The sequence below is a fragment of the Myceligenerans salitolerans genome (genome assembly GCF_017349295.1).
GTDB lineage: Bacteria > Actinomycetota > Actinomycetes > Actinomycetales > Cellulomonadaceae > Myceligenerans > Myceligenerans salitolerans.
Genome location: NZ_JAFMPK010000047.1, coordinates 503,575 through 521,713, shown reverse-complemented (window position 1 = coordinate 521,713; position 18,139 = coordinate 503,575). Strand labels below are relative to the sequence as shown.

General features: G+C 72.6%; 15 protein-coding genes. All 15 read left to right on the top strand.

Features of this window, described 5'->3' with window-relative positions; translation table 11 throughout:
• Nucleotides 1-143: 143 nt before the first annotated feature.
• Nucleotides 144-776, top strand: coding sequence for a hypothetical protein (locus J0911_RS15865; RefSeq protein ID WP_207276438.1), 633 nt, complete (start codon nucleotides 144-146; stop codon nucleotides 774-776).
• A 16-nt stretch (nucleotides 777-792) separates the two neighbouring features.
• Nucleotides 793-1,245, top strand: a complete 453-nt coding sequence (gene hisI / locus J0911_RS15860) for a phosphoribosyl-AMP cyclohydrolase (RefSeq protein ID WP_207276437.1) — start codon at nucleotides 793-795, stop codon at nucleotides 1,243-1,245.
• The gene (locus J0911_RS15855) at nucleotides 1,242-2,852 is read left to right on the top strand and encodes an anthranilate synthase component I (RefSeq protein ID WP_207276436.1); all 1,611 of its coding nucleotides are present in this window, start codon (nucleotides 1,242-1,244) and stop codon (nucleotides 2,850-2,852) included. The genes hisI and J0911_RS15855 overlap by 4 nt, the downstream gene beginning before the upstream one ends.
• Nucleotides 2,849-3,529, top strand: coding sequence for a Trp biosynthesis-associated membrane protein (locus J0911_RS15850; protein ID WP_207276435.1), 681 nt, complete (start codon nucleotides 2,849-2,851; stop codon nucleotides 3,527-3,529). The genes J0911_RS15855 and J0911_RS15850 overlap by 4 nt, the downstream gene beginning before the upstream one ends.
• A 58-nt stretch (nucleotides 3,530-3,587) precedes the next feature.
• The gene (locus tag J0911_RS15845; RefSeq protein WP_207276434.1) at nucleotides 3,588-3,833 is read left to right on the top strand and encodes an HGxxPAAW family protein; all 246 of its coding nucleotides are present in this window, start codon (nucleotides 3,588-3,590) and stop codon (nucleotides 3,831-3,833) included.
• Nucleotides 3,830-4,099 carry a DUF4190 domain-containing protein gene (locus J0911_RS15840; RefSeq protein ID WP_207276433.1) on the top strand — a complete coding sequence of 90 codons (270 nt, stop codon included), beginning with the start codon at nucleotides 3,830-3,832 and terminating at the stop codon, nucleotides 4,097-4,099. Before J0911_RS15845 ends, J0911_RS15840 begins: the two co-directional genes overlap by 4 nt.
• The gene (locus J0911_RS15835; RefSeq protein ID WP_207276432.1) at nucleotides 4,096-4,572 is read left to right on the top strand and encodes a DUF2752 domain-containing protein; all 477 of its coding nucleotides are present in this window, start codon (nucleotides 4,096-4,098) and stop codon (nucleotides 4,570-4,572) included. The genes J0911_RS15840 and J0911_RS15835 overlap by 4 nt, the downstream gene beginning before the upstream one ends.
• Before the next feature lie 234 nt (nucleotides 4,573-4,806).
• Entirely contained in the window at nucleotides 4,807-5,622 is an 816-nt protein-coding gene (gene trpC, locus J0911_RS15830; RefSeq protein ID WP_207276431.1) for an indole-3-glycerol phosphate synthase TrpC, read from the top strand.
• 116 nt (nucleotides 5,623-5,738) lie between these two features.
• Nucleotides 5,739-7,034, top strand: a complete 1,296-nt coding sequence (trpB, locus tag J0911_RS15825) for a tryptophan synthase subunit beta (protein WP_207276430.1) — start codon at nucleotides 5,739-5,741, stop codon at nucleotides 7,032-7,034.
• The gene (trpA, locus tag J0911_RS15820) at nucleotides 7,034-7,912 is read left to right on the top strand and encodes a tryptophan synthase subunit alpha (protein ID WP_207276429.1); all 879 of its coding nucleotides are present in this window, start codon (nucleotides 7,034-7,036) and stop codon (nucleotides 7,910-7,912) included. Before trpB ends, trpA begins: the two co-directional genes overlap by 1 nt.
• A 27-nt stretch (nucleotides 7,913-7,939) precedes the next feature.
• Nucleotides 7,940-8,842, top strand: coding sequence for a prolipoprotein diacylglyceryl transferase (gene lgt, locus J0911_RS15815; RefSeq protein ID WP_307865116.1), 903 nt, complete (start codon nucleotides 7,940-7,942; stop codon nucleotides 8,840-8,842).
• Nucleotides 8,843-8,947: 105 nt separating this feature from the next.
• Nucleotides 8,948-13,489, top strand: a complete 4,542-nt coding sequence (gene gltB / locus J0911_RS15810) for a glutamate synthase large subunit (RefSeq protein WP_207276428.1) — start codon at nucleotides 8,948-8,950, stop codon at nucleotides 13,487-13,489.
• Entirely contained in the window at nucleotides 13,482-14,972 is a 1,491-nt protein-coding gene (locus J0911_RS15805) for a glutamate synthase subunit beta (protein ID WP_207276427.1), read from the top strand. Before gltB ends, J0911_RS15805 begins: the two co-directional genes overlap by 8 nt.
• Before the next feature lie 191 nt (nucleotides 14,973-15,163).
• Entirely contained in the window at nucleotides 15,164-16,603 is a 1,440-nt protein-coding gene (pyk, locus tag J0911_RS15800; RefSeq protein WP_207276426.1) for a pyruvate kinase, read from the top strand.
• Between the two features lie 189 nt (nucleotides 16,604-16,792).
• Nucleotides 16,793-18,109: an ABC transporter substrate-binding protein gene (locus tag J0911_RS15795; protein ID WP_207276425.1), complete on the top strand. Its 1,317-nt coding sequence runs from the start codon at nucleotides 16,793-16,795 to the stop codon at nucleotides 18,107-18,109.
• The last annotated feature ends 30 nt before the right edge of the window (nucleotides 18,110-18,139 follow it).

Here is an 18,139-nt window from a genome sequence, read left to right as displayed (position 1 = left end):
GCGGGGCGGGCAGCCGGAGCCGGCCGTCCGCCCCGCGACGCCGCCCGGGCGCGAGCGCCTCGGCTGGGGGTTATCCCCGAAGAGACCCGGATTTTCGGTGTACCGCCTGGTCAGTGAGGCGATGCTCAGGCTAGCGTCTGCGCGTGAGCGTCATCGACATCCCCCGTAGCGCGGCAACGCCCGTTTCTCCCGGTGGCCCCCAGGCCCTGCGCGGACTCGGCCGCCCGCGGCGCGCGGTGTACGTGGTGCTGTCCCGGAGCAGCACGGTGCCGTCCCGGCTCATCGGCGTCGTGACCGGGGATCGGCTCACCCATGCCGCGCTGGCCCTCGATCCGGGCCTGGAGTACATGTTCGGCTTCGGGCGGCGCAGCCCGGCCAACCCGCTGTCGGGCTGCTTCCGGCGTGAGCGGCTGGACGACCCGCTGTACGAGCGCCTGGGCAGCCTGCCGGGCCTGGTGCTCGAGGTACCGGTCACACCCGTGCAGCACGACGCGATCCGGGCGCAGGTGGAGGCCTTCCTGCTGGACGGGCACCGCTACCGGTACAACTTCGCCGGTCTGCTGGACCATGTGACCGGCCGCACCCGGGAGGACGCCTACCGGTTCTTCTGCTCCGAGTTCGTGTACCACGTCCTGTACCAGGCCGGCGTGTGCGATCTCCGCGTCCCGCGCGGCCAGGTACGGCCCCAGACGCTGCTCTCCCTGCCCGGCCGCGTCGTGTTCGACGGCGACCTGCTGCGGTACCGCACACGCGACCGCAGCCTCATGCCGTCGTAGGTGGCAGGATTCTCCTGTGCAAGGTTCCAGCTCCGAGAATGACGCAAGCCCCGGGCTCGACCCCGAGGTCGCCGACCGGCTCAAGCGGGACGACGCCGGCCTCGTGGCCGCGATCGTCCAGCAGCACGACACCCGCGAGGTGCTCATGCTCGGCTGGATGGACGACGAGGCGGTGCGCCGCACCCTGACCTCCGGCCGCGTGACGTTCTGGTCACGCTCGCGCGGAGAGTACTGGCGCAAGGGCGACACCTCGGGGCACGTGCAGTACGTGCGGTCGGTCGACATCGACTGCGACGGCGACGCCCTGCTGGTCCAGGTCGACCAGGTCGGCGCCGCGTGCCACACGGGTGCCCGCACGTGCTTCGAGGCGGGTGGCGACCTCGGCGCGGTGGTCGCGGGCCGTTCGCGGCCGGCGACGGCCGAAGCCGCGGCGGGGACCGCGGACACCCTGGAGGAGGCCGACCGGTGACCCAGCCGACCACCACCTCCGCACCCGCCTCGGCCCCTACCGCCGTCCCCGGCGGCGCCCCCGCCGACCTCGCCTGGGGCGACACCTGGCCCGGTCTCGCCGACTTCCGGGCGCTGGCTCCCGACCGCCGTGTCATCCCGGTGGTCCGCAAGGTTCTCGCCGACGACACCACTCCCGTCGGCCTCTACCGCACGCTCGCTGCTGGCGCCGGCTCGTTCATCATGGAGTCCGCCGAGGCGACGGGGGAGTGGTCCCGGTGGTCGTTCGTCGGCGTGGCGTCCCGTGCCCTGCTGACGTCGTCCGGAGGCCGCGCGCACTGGACCGGGGACGTCCCCGTGGGCATCCCCACCGACGGTGACGTGCTCGACGTCGTCCAGGCCACCCTCGAGGCCCTGCGCACGCCGCGCCTGGCGAACCTGCCGCCCTTCACGGGCGGCCTGGCCGGGTCGCTCGGCTGGGACGTCGTCCGGCACTGGGAACCCACGCTGCCGGCCGGTGCCCCCGACGAGCTGCACGCTCCCGAACTGGCCCTCTGCCTGGCCACCGACCTCGCCGTGGTCGACCACCGGGAAGGCACGGTGTGGCTCGTCGCCAACGCGATCAACGGGGACGACACCGCCCACCGCGTCGACGAGGCCCATGCCGACGCCGTCGCGCGGCTCGACGCGATGCAGGCGCGTCTCGCCGCCGGGACGACGCCGGTCACCACCGTCCTGGCCCCGGCCGTCCCGGGAGAGCAGGCCGTCACCGAACCCGCCCTGGAGTTCCGCTCCACCCGGGAGGACTTCGAGGCAGCCGTGGCCGCGGCCAAGGAGGCGATCCGCGACGGCGAGGTGTTCCAGGTGGTCCTCTCCCAGCGCCTCGACCTGGACTGCCCGGCGGACCCGCTGGACGTGTACCGCGCCCTGCGCACGATCAACCCGAGCCCGTACATGTACTACTTCCGGCTGCAGGACGCCGGTGCCCGGCCGGTCGCCGTCGTCGGTTCCAGCCCCGAGACGCTGGTCAAGGTGAGCGACGGCCACGTCACCACCTACCCGATCGCCGGATCCCGCCCCCGCGGCACCCACCCCGAGGAGGACGTGGCCCTCGGCGAGGAACTGCTCGCCGACCCGAAGGAACGCGCCGAGCACCTCATGCTCGTCGACCTGTCCCGCAACGACCTCGTCAAGGTCTGCGAACCCACGTCCGTGGAGGTCGTGGAGTTCATGCGGGTGCGCCGCTTCAGCCACATCATGCACCTGTGCTCCACGGTGGTGGGCCGGCTGCGGGGGGCGGCCACCGCGCTGGACGCGCTGCGCGCCACGTTCCCCGCCGGAACCCTCTCCGGTGCGCCGAAGCCCCGGGCGATCGCCCTCATCGACGAGCTCGAACCCGCCTCGCGCGGCATCTACGGCGGCACCGTCGGCTACTTCGACTTCGACGGCGACATGGACATGGCGATCGCCATCCGCACCGCGATGATCGCCGGCGGGCGCGCCCACGTGCAGGCCGGCGCCGGCATCGTCGCCGACTCCGTCCCCCGGCTCGAGTACGAGGAGTCGCGCAACAAGGCGGCCGCCGCCGTGCGCGCCGTCCAGCTCGCCGCGAGGTTCCGCCAGGCATGAGCCGGTCGACGAGCTCGAACCCGCGCACCTCGCTCACTCGCACCCGTGCCCTGCTCGCACTGCTCGCGCTCGGTGGCACCGCTCTCGCGACGGCATCCGCCACGTGGGTGAGCACCGAGGTGGCGACCGCCCTGCGTCCCGACGTCCCCGTCGTGGCCACGGGTGCCGAGGCCGCACCCGTCGTGGGCGCCGCCGCGCTGGTGCTGCTCGCCTGCGGGCCCGCGCTCGCGCTGACGGGCCCGGCCGGCCGGTACGTCGTCCTCGTGGTCGCCGCCCTGTCGGGGGCCGGCGTGGCCGCAGGCGCGCTCGCCGTCGTCGCCGACCCGTCCGCCGCGGGAACGGCCGCGGCCGCCGCGACCGCCGGCGTCACCGAGCTGGCCGGCCCGGTCGGCCTGTCCCCGTGGCCGTGGACGACGGCGGTCGCGGGTGCGCTCGCCGTTCTGGTGGCGGTCGCCGCGGCGTTCTCCGCCCGGCGCTGGCCGGCGGCGTCCCGCCGCCACGAACGGGATCCCGCGCGGGGCGAGTCCCGGCCCGTCGGCCCCGGGGCGTCCGGGCCGCGACCAGCCGGCCCGGCGAGCGCGCCCGCCGGGCCGGTGCCGCCGCGGAACGAACCCGACCCCGCCGACGACTGGGACGCCCTCACCCGTGGCGAGGACCCGACGCGGGATGACCGTTAGGCTGGTCCCGGGCGGCACGGCCGTCCGAGATCCTGACGTCGAAAGGCACCACACCACGATGACCGAGAACCAGCCCGCAGCCGCCGAGGTCGCCTACCTGCCGGAGACGATCCCGCCGGACAACCACGGGCACACGGTGGCCGCATGGGTCACGATGACCGGCATCATGGTCGGTGCACTCGTCTCGACCGCGGGCGTCGTCGTCGACGGTGCGTTCTGGATGTTCTGGGCCGGCCTGGTGGTCTGCGCGGGCAGCGTGGTCGTGGGCGGCGTGCTCAGGGGAATGGGCCTGGGGCAGCGATGAGCGCGGCGGCGCCCGGCCGGGCACGCAACTCGCTGGGCGTCTGGTCCCTCGTGCTCGGCGGTGCGTCGTTCCTGCTGTTCCTCGGCGTGCTGACCGGCATCCCCGCGATCCTCGTCGGCAACGACGGCCGCCGGGCGGTCCGCGCCGGTGAGGCCGACAACGAGGGTGTCGCGATGGCGGGCGTGCTGCTGGGCTGGGCGTCGGTGGCCCTGACGGTGGTCGGCGCCGGTGTCGTCGCCTACCTCATGGTGGCGAACGGCACATGACGGAACCGACCGCGGCCCTCGCGCCCGGCCGGGACGATCGGCTGCCGGGCCCCGCGGGCGGCGGCCCGGTGACGCGCCGACGTGGTCTGCGAGCGCCCCTGGTGACCGCGGCCACGGTCGGCGCGGGGACGGTGCTCGTGGCATCGCGAACCCCGCACGAACCGCTCAGCTACGGCTTCTGCCCCCTGCTGCTGCTCACCGGCTGGGCGTGCCCGTTGTGCGGCGGCCTGCGCGGAACGTACGAGCTGGCGCATCTCGACCTGGCGGGCGCCTGGGCGATGAACCCGCTCTGGGTGCTGCTGGCTCCGGCGCTGGTGGTGTGGTGGGCGGTCTGGTTCGCCCGCAGGGTCCGTGGCCTGCCGGGCCCGCGCCTCCCGTCCTGGACGCCGTGGGCGCTGCTGGGATCCCTGGTGGTGTTCGGCATCCTGCGCAACCTGCCGCCGCTGGCCCCGACCCTCACTCCCTGGCTCTGAACCGGGTCATCGCGGTCGCCCGGCCGCCCCAGGACCCCGTCCGACCGGGCGGAGCCGGACCGGAGGCGACGCCGCGCCGACCGCCCCGGGCTGCCCGGATGGTCCGCATGGTCCATGCTGGGAGCGCACACCCGTCCCGACAGGTGGCAGGTGGCCGGGACACCGTCCGCGACGTCCTACGATGAACCGCGGAGCGGACACCGCAGCTCAGGCAAGCGCACGGGAGGCACACGTATGGCGGTCCTGGACGACATCGTCGCAGGGGTCCTCGAGGACCTCGCGGAGCGTGAGGCGCGCACGCCGCTCGACGACCTCAAGGAGAAGGCGCAGCGCGTCCCCGGCGCCCTCGACGCCGTCGGCCGCCTCAAGGACCCCGAGGCCGTGGCCGTCATCGCCGAGGTGAAACGGTCCAGCCCGTCCAAGGGATCGCTCGCCCCCATCACCGACCCGGCGGCGCTCGCGGTCGAGTACGCGCAGGGCGGCGCGGCGGCGATCTCCGTGCTCACGGAGCAGCGCCGGTTCTCCGGGTCGCTGGCGGACCTGGACGACGTGCGGGCCCGGGTGGACGTACCCGTCCTGCGCAAGGACTTCGTCGTCACCCCGTACCAGGTGTGGGAGGCCCGCGCCCACGGGGCCGACATCGTTCTCCTGATCGTGGCCGCGCTCGAGCAGACGGTGCTGACGTCGCTCGTCGAGCGCGTGCACTCGCTCGGCATGACGGCACTGGTCGAGGCGCACGACCTGGAGGAGGTGCGGCGCGCGCTGGACGCCGGGGCCCGCGTGGTGGGCATCAACCACCGCAACCTCAAGACCCTCGAGATCGACATGACGGTGTTCCAGCGGCTCGCCCCGTACGTCCCGGACGACGTGGTGCGGATCGCGGAGTCGGGCATCGGCGGTCCGCGGGACGTCATGGAGATGGCACGGGCCGGGGCGGACGCCGTCCTCGTGGGGGAGGCCCTCGTGACCGGCGAGGCGCCCCGCGCCTCGGTGGCGGACCTCGTGGCCGCGGGCGCGCATCCCTCGCTGCGCTCGGTGCGGCCGTCGTGAGGCGGCCACCCATGACCTCGGACGGCACCGTCCCGCACGGAGACGGCCGCGACCGCCGTCGTCGGCGACGAGGGTGACGAGAACGACGAGAACGCAGCACCGCAAAGGAGAGACCCATGAGCCTGGCCGAACGCCTGGCGGACGTGACCGGGCCGTACTTCGGTGAGTTCGGCGGCCGGTTCGTGCCGGAGGCGCTCATCGCGGCCCTCGACGAGCTCGAGACCGAGTACGCGAAGGCCGCCGGGGACCCGGCGTTCGGCGCCGAGCTCGCCCGGCTGCACCGCGAGTACACCGGCCGTCCGAGCCCGTTGACCGAGGTACCGCGGTTCGCCGCGCACGCCACCGGTGACGGCGCCCCGGGGAGCGTGCGCGTGCTCCTCAAGCGCGAGGACCTGAACCACACCGGCTCGCACAAGATCAACAACGTGCTGGGGCAGGCGCTCCTGGTCAAGCGCATGGGCAAGCGTCGAGTGATCGCCGAGACCGGGGCGGGGCAGCACGGCGTCGCGACGGCGACCGCCGCGGCCCTGATGGACCTGGAGTGCGTCATCTACATGGGCGAGGAGGACACACGCCGGCAGGCGCTGAACGTCGCCCGGATGCGGCTCCTCGGTGCCGAGGTGGTGCCCGTCACGGCCGGGACCCGCACGCTGAAGGACGCGATCAACGAGGCGCTCCGGGACTGGGTCACGAACGTCGAGCACACCCACTACGTGCTGGGCACGGTCACCGGGCCCCACCCGTTCCCGGAGATGGTGCGGCAGTTCCACCGCATCATCGGCGAGGAGGCGCGCGGGCAGGTGCTGGAGCGCACCGGCCGGCTGCCCGACGCGGTCGCGGCCTGCGTCGGCGGCGGGTCGAACGCGCTCGGCATCTTCAACGCCTTCCTCGACGACGAGGGCGTGGCCCTGTACGGCTTCGAGGCCGGCGGCGAGGGGGTCGAGTCCGGGCGGCACGCCGCACGGTTCTCCGGTGGCTCGCCCGGCGTGCTGCACGGCGCCCGCTCCTACCTGTTGCAGGACGACGACGGGCAGACACGCCCGAGCCACTCGGTGTCGGCAGGGCTCGACTACCCGAGCGTCGGACCGGCGCACTCCTGGCTGCACGACCTGGGCCGGGCCGAGTACGAGCCCGTGACCGACGACGAGGCGATGGAGGCGTTCCGCCTCCTGTGCCGCACCGAGGGCATCATCCCCGCCATCGAGTCCGCGCACGCGCTGGCCGGTGCCCTGAAGCTGGGCCGGCGTGCGGTGGCCGAGGCCCGGACGGGCCCCGACGGCGCGCCGTACACGGTCCTGGTGAACCTGTCCGGTCGCGGTGACAAGGACGTGGCCACGGCCGCACGGTGGTTCGGGCTGCTGGACGACGGCGTGGCGGCACAGGAACTCGAGAAGATGGAAGGACGAGGGTGATGGTCTCGACAAGTGCGCCGGCGGCCGAGCCGGGGCGCGCGACGGATGTCGCGCCGCGGTCCGGCGACCTGATCGCCCGCCTGCGGGACGAGGAGAACCGGCCGGCCCTGGTCGGCTACCTTCCCGTCGGCTTCCCGGACGTGGAGCGGTCCGTCGAGGCGTTGCTGACGCTCACGGACAACGGCGTGGACGTCATCGAGCTGGGGATCCCCTACTCCGACCCGGTGATGGACGGCCTCGTCGTCCAGGAGGCCGCCCAGGTGGCGCTGGACGGCGGCGTCCGCGTCACCCATGTCTTCGAGGCGGTGCGGCGGATCCGGGAGCATGCGCCGCACGTCGCCGTGCTGGTGATGACGTACTGGAACCCGGTGCTGCGGTACGGCGTCCGGGACTTCGCGACGGATCTGGCCGCCGCGGGCGGCTCCGGGCTCATCACGCCGGACCTCATCCCCGACGAGGCGGGCGACTGGATCGCCGCGAGCGACGAGCTCGGCCTGGACCGGGTGTTCCTCGTCGCGCCGAGTTCCACGCCGGACCGGCTGGCGCTCACCGCCCGCGCCTCGCGCGGCTTCGTCTACGCCGCGTCGCTCATGGGTGTCACGGGAGTGCGGGCCAAGGTGGGAGACCGGGCCGAGCGCCTGGTGACCGATACCCGGGCGGCGGGCGCGGAGCACGTGTGCGTGGGGATCGGCGTCTCGACGGGGGCGCAGGCCGCCGAGGTGGGGCGCTGGGCCGACGGCGTGATCGTCGGGTCGGCCCTCGTGCGTCGCCTGCTGGGTGACGATCCGTGGGAGGAACGTCTCAGGAACCTGGCCGAGGTCACGCGTGACCTGGCTTCCGGGGTACGGTCGGCACGTGCCGCGCACGGCGCGCACTGACCCGCCGCCGAGCACCCCGGAGCGTACGTGATCCCGTCGTGGCTTCCCGCGAGCCTGCCCAGCCCGCCGGAGCACACCTGGTACCTGGGCGTCGTCCCGGTCCGGGCGTACGCCGTGGCGCTGCTGGCCGGGATCGCCGTCGCGGCCTGGGTGACGATGGTGCGCTGGCGGGCGCGCGGCGGTGACCCGTGGGACGTCCTCGACCTCGTCTTCTGGACGGTGCCCTTCGGTCTCGTGGGCGCGCGGGTCTACCATGTGCTGTCCTTGCCCGGCGACTACTTCGGGCCCGGTGCCGACCCCCTCGCCGCGCTGCGCGTCTGGGAGGGTGGCCTGTCGTTCTACGGTGCGCTGGCCTTCGGCGCGCTGGGCGCGTGGATCGGGTGCCGCACGCTCGGCCTGAGGCTCTCCTCGTTCGCGGACGCGGTGGCCCCCGGCCTGCTCCTCGGGCAGGCCGTCGGACGGCTCGGCAGCTGGTTCAACCAGGAGCTCTACGGCCGGCCCACCGACCTCCCGTGGGCTCTCGAGGTCACGCGCGAGCACCTCGTGACGAACCCGGCCACGGGAGTGCCGTACCCCGAGGGAACCACCTTCCATCCGACCTTCCTGTACGAGATCCTGTGGTATCTCGCGGCGGCCGGACTTCTGCTTTTCCTCGACCGGCGGTTCAAGTTCGGTCATGGCCGAGTATTCTGGGCGTACGCCGTGCTCTACACTCTCGGCCGGGTCTGGATCGAGATGATGCGGATCGACGAGACGGAGATCCTCCTGGGTCTCCGGCTCAATGTCTGGACGTCGGTGGTCCTGGGCCTGGTGGCTCTGGCAGTCTCGGCAGTCCTGGCACGCCGGTTCCCTCAGCGGGAGGAATCGGTGGAACGGGGATCGGATCCGGCCACCACCGGACCGGAACCCGAGACCATGCGAAGGGCGTGAAGGACCGACCACCCATCGGTCGCGCGCCCAGTCCGATTCCGGGCCGACGGCGCCCCGGTACCAGTTCGATGTGCGTCCGGCGTGCCCGGACGTCTGTGAGGATCCATGACCATGCCGTTGCACCGGACCGAAGCCCGAGGGCTCTACGACCCGTCCGCGGAGCACGATGCCTGCGGTGTGGCGTTCGTCGCCACGCTCCGCGGCACGCCCGGACGCGACATCGTGGACGCCGGTCTGACCGCCCTGCTGAACCTCGACCACCGCGGCGCCGTGGGCGCGGAGGAGGACACCGGTGACGGTGCCGGCATCCTGACGCAGATCCCCGACGCGTTCCTGCGCGACGTCGTGGACGCGGAGCTGCCCCCCGCCGGCCGGTACGCCATCGGGACGGCGTTCCTGCCGACGGACCAGACCGAGCGGGACCAGGTCGTCGCCCGCGTCGAGGCCCTGGCGGCCGAGGAGAAGCTCGACGTGCTGTCCTGGCGGGACGTGCCGGTCGACGCCTCGATGGTGGGTCCCACGGCTCGTGCCACCATGCCCGTCTTCCGCCAGCTCGTGGTGGCCGACCCGTCCCGCGAACTGGGCGGCATCGAGCTCGACCGCCGCTGCTACCGCCTGCGCAAGCGCGCCGAGCGGGAGCTCGACCTGTACTTCGCGTCGCTCTCGGCGCGCACGGTCACGTACAAGGGCATGCTCACGACCGCGCAGCTCGAGCCGTTCTTCGGCGACCTCCAGGACCCGCGGTACGCGACCGAGATCGCGCTCGTGCACTCGCGCTTCTCCACGAACACGTTCCCCTCGTGGCCGCTCGCCCAGCCGTTCCGCACGATCGCCCACAACGGCGAGATCAACACCGTGCGGGGCAACCGCAACTGGGTCGCCGCCCGTGAGGGCACCATGGCCTCGGACGTGCTCGGCGACTTCGACCAGCTGCGCCCGGTGTGCTCGCCCGGCGCCAGCGACTCGGCGAGCTTCGACGAGGTCCTGGAGCTCCTGCACCTGTCGGGCCGCTCCCTGCCGCACGCCGTGCTGATGATGGTGCCCGAGGCGTGGGAGAACCACACCGAGATGGACGCCGACCGGCGCGCGTTCTACGAGTACAACGCCAACCTCATCGAGCCCTGGGACGGCCCGGCGGCGCTGACGTTCACCGACGGCGAGCTGATCGGCGCGGTGCTGGACCGCAACGGCCTGCGCCCGGGCCGGTTCTGGGTGACCGACGACGGCCTCGTGGTCCTCGCGTCCGAGGCGGGCGTGCTCGACATCGACCCCGCCTCGGTGGTGCGCAAGGGCCGCCTCGAGCCCGGCAAGATGTTCCTGGTCGACACCGGTTCGGGCCGGATCGTGGAGGACGACGAGGTCAAGACCGGCCTCGCCACCCGGCATCCCTACCGCCAGTGGATCGACGAGCACTCCGTGCACCTCGACGACCTGCCCGAGCGGGAGCACGTCGCACACAGCACGGCGTCCGTGCGCCGTCGCCAGCGTGCCTTCGGCTACACCGAGGAGGAGCTGAAGATCCTCCTGACGCCGATGGCGTCGTCGGGTGCCGAACCGCTCGGCGCCATGGGGTCGGACACCCCGATCGCGGTGCTCTCGCAGCGACCGCGCCTGCTGTTCGACTACTTCACGCAGATGTTCGCGCAGGTGACCAACCCGCCGCTGGACGCCATCCGCGAGGAGCTGGTGACGTCGATCGGCAGCGCCATCGGCCCCGAGCCCAACCTGCTCGCCGACCTGCCGGAGCACGCGCGCAAGCTCGTCGTCGGCTTCCCCGTGCTCGACAACGACAAGCTCGCCAAGATCGTGCACGTCGACCGCGACCCGAACCTCGAGGGCATCTTCCGCAGCGAGGTCGTGCGCGGCCTGTACGACGTGTCCGGCGGGGGAGCGGCGCTGCACGCCCGCCTCGAGGAGATCTTCGCCGAGGTCGACGCCCACGTGGAGGCCGGCGCGAGCTTCATCGTGCTGTCCGACCGGCACTCCACCGCCGAGCTCGCCCCGATCCCGTCGCTCCTGCTCACCAGCGCGGTGCACCACCACCTGGTGCGCAAGCACACCCGCACCCGGGTCTCGCTCGTCGTGGAGGCCGGGGACGTGCGCGAGGTGCACCACGTCGCGCTCCTCATCGGGTACGGCGCCGCCGCGGTCAACCCGTACCTCGCGATGGAGACCGTGGAGGACCTCGCCCTGCGCGGCTACCTCGGCGTCGCGCCCGAGGCCGCGGTCGCGAACCTCATCAAGGCGCTCGGCAAGGGCGTGCTCAAGGTGATGTCCAAGATGGGCATCTCGACGATCATGTCGTACCGCGGCGCGCAGATCTTCGAGGCCGTCGGGCTCTCGCACGAGCTCGTCGAGGACTACTTCACCGGCACGACGTCGCGGCTGGGCGGCATCGGGCTCGACGTCATCGCCGCCGAGACGGCCGCGCGGCACGCCGAGGCCTACCCCCGTTCGGGCAACCGGAGCCCCGCGGACCGGCTCACCACGGGCGGCGAGTACCAGTGGCGCCGCGACGGCGAGGAGCACCTCTTCGACCCGGAGACCGTGTTCCGGCTGCAGCACTCCACGCGTGAGGGCCGGATGGACGTCTTCCGCCAGTACACGCGGCGGGTGGACGAACAGTCCCAGCGGCTCATGACGCTGCGCGGCCTCCTGCGGTTCAGCCCGGACCGCGAGCCGGTGCCGATCGACGAGGTCGAGCCCGTGTCCGAGATCGTCAAGCGGTTCAACACCGGGGCGATGTCCTACGGTTCCATCTCCGCCGAGGCGCACGAGACGCTCGCGATCGCGATGAACCGCCTCGGCGGCCGTTCCAACACGGGTGAGGGCGGGGAGAACCCCGAGCGGCTCTACGACCCGGAGCGTCGCAGCCGGGTCAAGCAGATCGCCTCGGGCCGCTTCGGGGTGACGTCGGAGTACCTCACCAACGCCGACGACATCCAGATCAAGCTCGCCCAGGGCGCCAAGCCCGGTGAGGGCGGGCAGCTGCCCGGGAACAAGGTGTACCCGTGGGTGGCGCGCACCCGCCACTCGACGCCCGGGGTCGGGCTCATCTCGCCGCCGCCGCACCACGACATCTACTCGATCGAGGACCTCAAGCAGCTCATCCACGACGCGAAGAACGCCAACCCGGCCGCGCGGATCCACGTCAAGCTCGTGAGCGAGTTCGGCGTGGGCACCGTCGCCACGGGCGTCTCGAAGGCGCGCGCGGACGTCGTCCTCATCTCGGGGCACGACGGCGGCACGGGAGCGTCACCGCTGACGTCGCTCAAGCACGCGGGGACGCCGTGGGAGATCGGCCTGGCCGAGACCCAGCAGACCCTCGTGCTGAACAACCTGCGCGACCGCATCACCGTGCAGGTGGACGGTCAGATGAAGACCGGCCGTGACGTCGTCGTGGCCGCGCTGCTGGGTGCGGAGGAGTACGGCTTCGCCACGGCGCCGATGGTGGTGTCCGGCTGCGTCATGATGCGGGTCTGCCACCTGGACACGTGCCCGGTGGGCGTGGCGACGCAGAACCCCGAGCTGCGCAGGCGGTTCACGGGCAAGCCGGAGTTCGTCGTGAACTTCTTCGAGTTCATCGCCCAGGAGGTCCGTGAGCATCTCGCCGCGCTCGGATTCCGCTCCCTCGAGGAGGCGGTCGGCCACGTGCAGGTGCTGGACACCCGCAAGGCCGTGGACCACTGGAAGGCGCAGGGCCTCGACCTCGGCCCGGTCCTGGAGCGCATCGAGCCGCCCGCCGGCTCGGCGCTGCACCGCACGCAGGACCAGGACCACGGCCTGGACCGCGCTCTCGACAACCAGCTGATCGCCGCCGCCGGGCCCGCCCTGGAACGTGGCGAGCCTGTGACGGTCGAACTGCCGGTGCGGAACGTGAACCGCACGGTCGGCACGTTGCTCGGGCACGAGGTGACCAGGCGCTACGGAGGCGACGGGCTGCCGGACGGCACGATCGACGTCACCCTCACGGGATCGGCCGGCCAGTCGTGCGGCGCGTTCCTCCCGCCCGGCGTCACGCTGCGCCTCTACGGGGACGCGAACGACTACCTCGGCAAGGGGCTCTCCGGCGGCCGCATCGTGGTGCGGCCCGACCGGGCGGCGGTGCTCGACGGCGCGGCGAACGTCATCGCCGGCAACGTCATCGGCTACGGTGCCACGTCCGGCGAGATCTTCCTGCGTGGCCGGGTCGGTGAGCGCTTCGGCGTGCGCAACTCCGGCGCCACGCTGGTCACCGAGGGCGTGGGCGACCACGCCTGCGAGTACATGACGGGCGGCACCGTGCTGGTGCTGGGCCCGACCGGCCGGAACGTCGGCGCCGGCATGTCCGGCGGCATCGCCTACGTGCTGAACCTGCGCGACGGCGCGACGAACGCCGCCGCGCTCGCCTCGGGCGAGCTGTCGGTCGCGCCGCTCGACGACGACGACTGGGACACCGTGCGCGGCCTGCTGGAGCGGCACCGGGCCGAGACCGGCTCGCTCGTCGCGGGCGAGCTGCTGGAGGACCCGGACGCCCGGACGCGCTTCACGCGGATCCTGCCGCCCGGCTGGGCCCGCGTGCGCCAGGCGCTGGCGACGCATCATCTGGACGAGAACGAGTGGGACCCCGCGCAGTGGGACCGGATCATGGAGGTGGCTCGTGGCTGACCCGCGTGGGTTTCTGAAGGTGCGGGAGCGGGAGCTCCCGCCGAACCGTCCTGTCGCGGTGCGGCTGCTGGACTGGAAGGACACGCACGACGTGCGCGTGGACGGCCAGCCGTTCCTCAAGGAGCAGGCCGGGCGCTGCATGGACTGCGGCATCCCGTTCTGCCACCAGGGCTGCCCGCTGGGCAACCTCATCCCGGAGTGGAACGACCTCGTGTGGCGCGGCCAGTGGGCCGATGCCATCGACCGGCTGCACGCGACGAACAACTTCCCGGAGTTCACCGGCCGCGTGTGCCCCGCACCGTGCGAGACCTCGTGCGTGCTGGGCATCAACCAGCCGGCGGTGACGATCAAGAACGTCGAGGTGTCGATCATCGACGAGGCGTTCGCGCGCGGCCTCGTCACGCCGCACGTGCCCGAGCGGCTCACCGACTCCACGGTCGCCGTCGTCGGCTCCGGTCCTGCCGGTCTCGCCGCGGCGCAGCAGCTCACACGCGCCGGTCACACGGTCGTCGTGTACGAGCGGGACGACGCGATCGGCGGCCTGCTGCGCTACGGCATCCCGGACTTCAAGCTGGAGAAGTGGCACATCGACCGCCGTCTGGCCCAGATGGAGGCGGAGGGCACGCGCTTCCGGCCCGGCGTGGAGATCGGCCGGGACATCTCGTGGGACGCGTTGCGCCGCCGGTTCGACGCGGTCGTCGTCGCCACGGGTGCGACCGTCCCGCGGGACCTGCCCCTGCCGGGCCGGGAGCTGGACGGCGTGCACTTCGCGATGGACTTCCTCACGCCGCAGAACCACGTCGTCGCGCAGGCCGGCGACGACGGTGAGCTGCCCCCGCTGCCCGAGGGCGCGCCGTCGGCCGCCGGCAAGCACGTGGTCGTCATCGGCGGTGGGGACACCGGCTCCGACTGCGTCGGCACCGCGCTGCGTCAGGGCGCCGCGAGCGTCACGACGCTCGCGATCGGGCGCAAGCCGCCGGTCGAGCGTCCGGAGGGCCAGCCGTGGCCCACCGACCCGATCCTGTTCGAGGTCTCCACCTCCCACGAGGAGGGCGGTGAGCGAACCTACCTCGCCTCGACCGTCGGCTTCACCGACGACGGCGAGGGCCGCGTGCGCTCTCTCCGCGTCGCCGAGACGGAGTACCTGCCGGACGGGCGCCGTGTGCCCAGGGCGGGCACCGAGCGGGAGCTCCCGGCCGATCTGGTCCTGATCGCGATGGGCTTCACCGGGCCGGAGACGCAGCCGCTCGAGGAGCAGACGGGCATCGAGATCACGGACCGGGGTCTGGTGGCGCGCGGGGAGGACTACGCTGCGAGTCTGCCGGGAGTTTTCGTGGCCGGTGACGCGGGCCGCGGGCAGTCCCTCATCGTGTGGGCCATCGCGGAGGGCCGCGCCGCGGCCGCCGCGGTGGACGAGTACCTGGCGGGCGGCACCGAGCTGCCCGCTCCGGTGCGCCCGCGGACCCACGCCCTACGGGCCTGACCCCCGGCGCCCGACAGAAAGTTCACCTGACGTTGTGCCCGCCCACAGCGCGACGTGCCCGTGGGCGGGCATAGCCTGAGTACCGAGAAGACCATGGCCCGAACGCGGCCATGCGGACCCCGAGCCTGTGTTCGTGCCTCTGCCTCGCACGTACAGACGCGCGGGCGCCGCGAGATGACGAGGCTGGAGACATGCGCAGAGCAAAGATCGTGTGCACCATCGGACCCGCGACGGCGTCGCCCGAGCGACTGCGGGAGCTGGTGGACGCCGGTATGAACGTGGCGCGGATCAACCGCAGCCACGGCGAGCAGTCCGAGCACGCGGAGATCATCAGATCCGTCCGTCAGGCCGCGGAGGACGCCGGCACCTCGGTGGCGGTCCTCGTGGACCTGCAGGGCCCCAAGATCCGCCTGGGCCGGTTCGCGGGCGACCAGAAGCACCACCTCGAGGTCGGTGACCGGTTCACCATCACGACCGAGGACGTGGAGGGCACCAAGGAACTGGTCTCCACCACGCACAAGGGCCTGCCCGAGGACGCCCGCGTGGGCGACCCGATCCTCATCGACGACGGCAAGGTGCGCGTCGTGGTCGAGGCCGTGGAGGGCCCCCGCGTCGTGACGCGTGTCGAGGTCGCCGGCCCCGTGTCCAACAACAAGGGCCTGAACCTGCCGGGGGTTGCCGTGTCGGTCCCGGCCCTGTCCGAGAAGGACACCGACGACCTGCGCTGGGGCCTCGCCCAGGGCGCCGACTTCATCGCCCTGTCGTTCGTGCGGTCCGCCAAGGACTACGAGGACGTGCGCCGGATCATGGAGGAGGAGAACCGCACCGTCCCCGTGATCGCCAAGATCGAGAAGCCCCAGGCGGTCGAGAACCTCGCCGAGGTCGTGGCGGCGTTCGACGGCGTGATGGTGGCCCGTGGTGACCTCGCCGTGGAGATGCCCCTTGAGCAGGTGCCGCTCGTGCAGAAGCGGATCGTCGAGCTCGCCCGGCGTAACGCCAAGCCGGTGATCGTGGCCACGCAGGTGCTGGAGTCGATGACGAACTCACCGACGCCGACGCGCGCGGAAGCCTCCGACTGCGCGAACGCGGTGCTCGACGGCGCCGACGCGGTGATGCTCTCGGGCGAGACCTCGGTGGGCGAGTACCCCATCGTCACCGTCCAGACGATGGCCCGGATCATCGAGGCGACCGAGGAGGCGGGCCGCGAGCGGATCGCTCCGCTCGGGTCCACACCGCACACCCGGGGCGGCGCCATCACCCGGGCGGCGGCCGAGATCGGCGAGCGGCTGGGCGTGAAGTACCTGGTGACGTTCACGCAGTCGGGCGACTCGGCGCGGCGTATGTCGCGGCTGCGTTCCTCCATCCCTCTGCTCGCCTTCACCCCGGAGCCGGGCGTGCGCAACGCGCTCTCGATGACCTGGGGGACCACGCAGTACCTCGTGCCCAAGGTGGACAACGTGGACGCGATGGTGGACCAGGTCGACACGACGCTGCAGGCCAACGGGCTGGCCGAGAAGGGTGACCTCGTGGTCGTCGTCTCCGGGGCGCCGGTGGGCGTGCCCGGCACCACCAACTCGATCCTCGTGCACCGGATCGGTACGAAGGCCGACGGGCGGACCCTGACCGCCTGACGCCGGGACCGCGGGCGCGCGGACGGGGAGATCTCCCCGTCCGCGCGCCCTTTTTCATCCTTGTCGTCGCCGCGGGCCTATGGAAGCGTTACCACCCAACATCGGGCGGCCGGTCGCCGTCCCGCGGTAGCACGGGGGCAGCCGCTGACGACGACGTCCGGCACCACCAACGAGGGTGAAGAGCGAGAGATGATGAGAAAGACCCGTGCCACCTCCGCGGCCGGCATGATCGCCGTTGCCGCCGCACTCACCGGCTGCGCCGGCATTCCCGGTGGCGCCGAGCAGGAGCAGGACGGACCCGTCACGCTGACGATCACGACGTTCGGGACCATGGGCTTCGAAGGGCTCTACGAGGAGTACGAGAAGAGCCACCCCGGCATCACGATCGAGGCGACCAACTACGACCAGGGCGGTGAGGCCCGGGACGCGTTGTTCGACGCCTTCGAGTCGGGTGCCGCGCCGCCCGACGTCGTGGCCCTCGAGGAGGGCTGGCTCGGGCAGGTGATGGCCGTGGACGACAAGTTCGTCGACCTGCGCGACTACCACATCGACTCGGCGAGCTGGCGATGGGTGCCGTGGAAGTACGAACAGGGCAGGGCGCCGTCGGGGCGGATCATCGCCGCCGGGACCGACATCGGGCCGATGGGGCTCTGCTACCGCCGCGACCTGTTCGCCGAGGCCGGTCTGCCGACGGACCGCAAAGACGTCGCCACGTACTTCGAGGCGGAGGGCGGCGGCTGGGACCGCTACTTCGACGTCGGGCGGGAGTACCGGGCGGCGACCGGCAACGCCTGGTACGACCAGCCCCTGTACGTGTGGAACGCGATGGTGAACCAGCTGGACCAGGGTTACTACGACATCGACGGCCGGCTCATCGTGCGCGAAAACGCCGAGCTCCGGGCGCAGTGGGAGCGGCTGGCGCAGGCGCAGGCCGACGGGTTGTCCGCCGGTGAGGCGGCCTGGGACTGGGACGGCGGGAAGGCGTTCACCGACACGTCCTTCGCGACGTTCATGTGCCCGGGCTGGATGCTCGGCGTCGTCAAGGACCAGCTGCGCAACGCGGGAGGTGGTCCGGAGACCGGCTGGGACTTCGCCGACGTGTTCCCCGGTGGTGCCGCCAACTGGGGAGGGTCGTTCCTGGGCGTGCCGACGGCCTCCGGGCATCGCGACGAGGCGGCCGAGCTGGTGCTCTGGCTCACCAAGGCCGAGCAGCAGGAGAAGGCGTTCGAGGTGGCGGGGACCTTCCCCAGCACCGAGGAGATGGTGACCGTGTACCAGAAGTCGCAGAAGGGTGACCCGTTCTTCGGCGACGCGCCGACGGCGGCGATCTTGGCGCGCCGGACCGACGGCGTGCGCTCCCAGTACAAGGGTCCGCTCGACTCCCAGATCCAGGACGACGCGTTCGGCGCGGCGCTCACGGCCTTCGACCAGGGCGAGCTGACCGCGGACGAGGCGTGGAAGCGCGCGCTCGCCGACGTGGACGAGCTGGCGGCGGGCCAGGGATGAGCCCGCGGGCGGGAGCCACGAGCGGGCGGC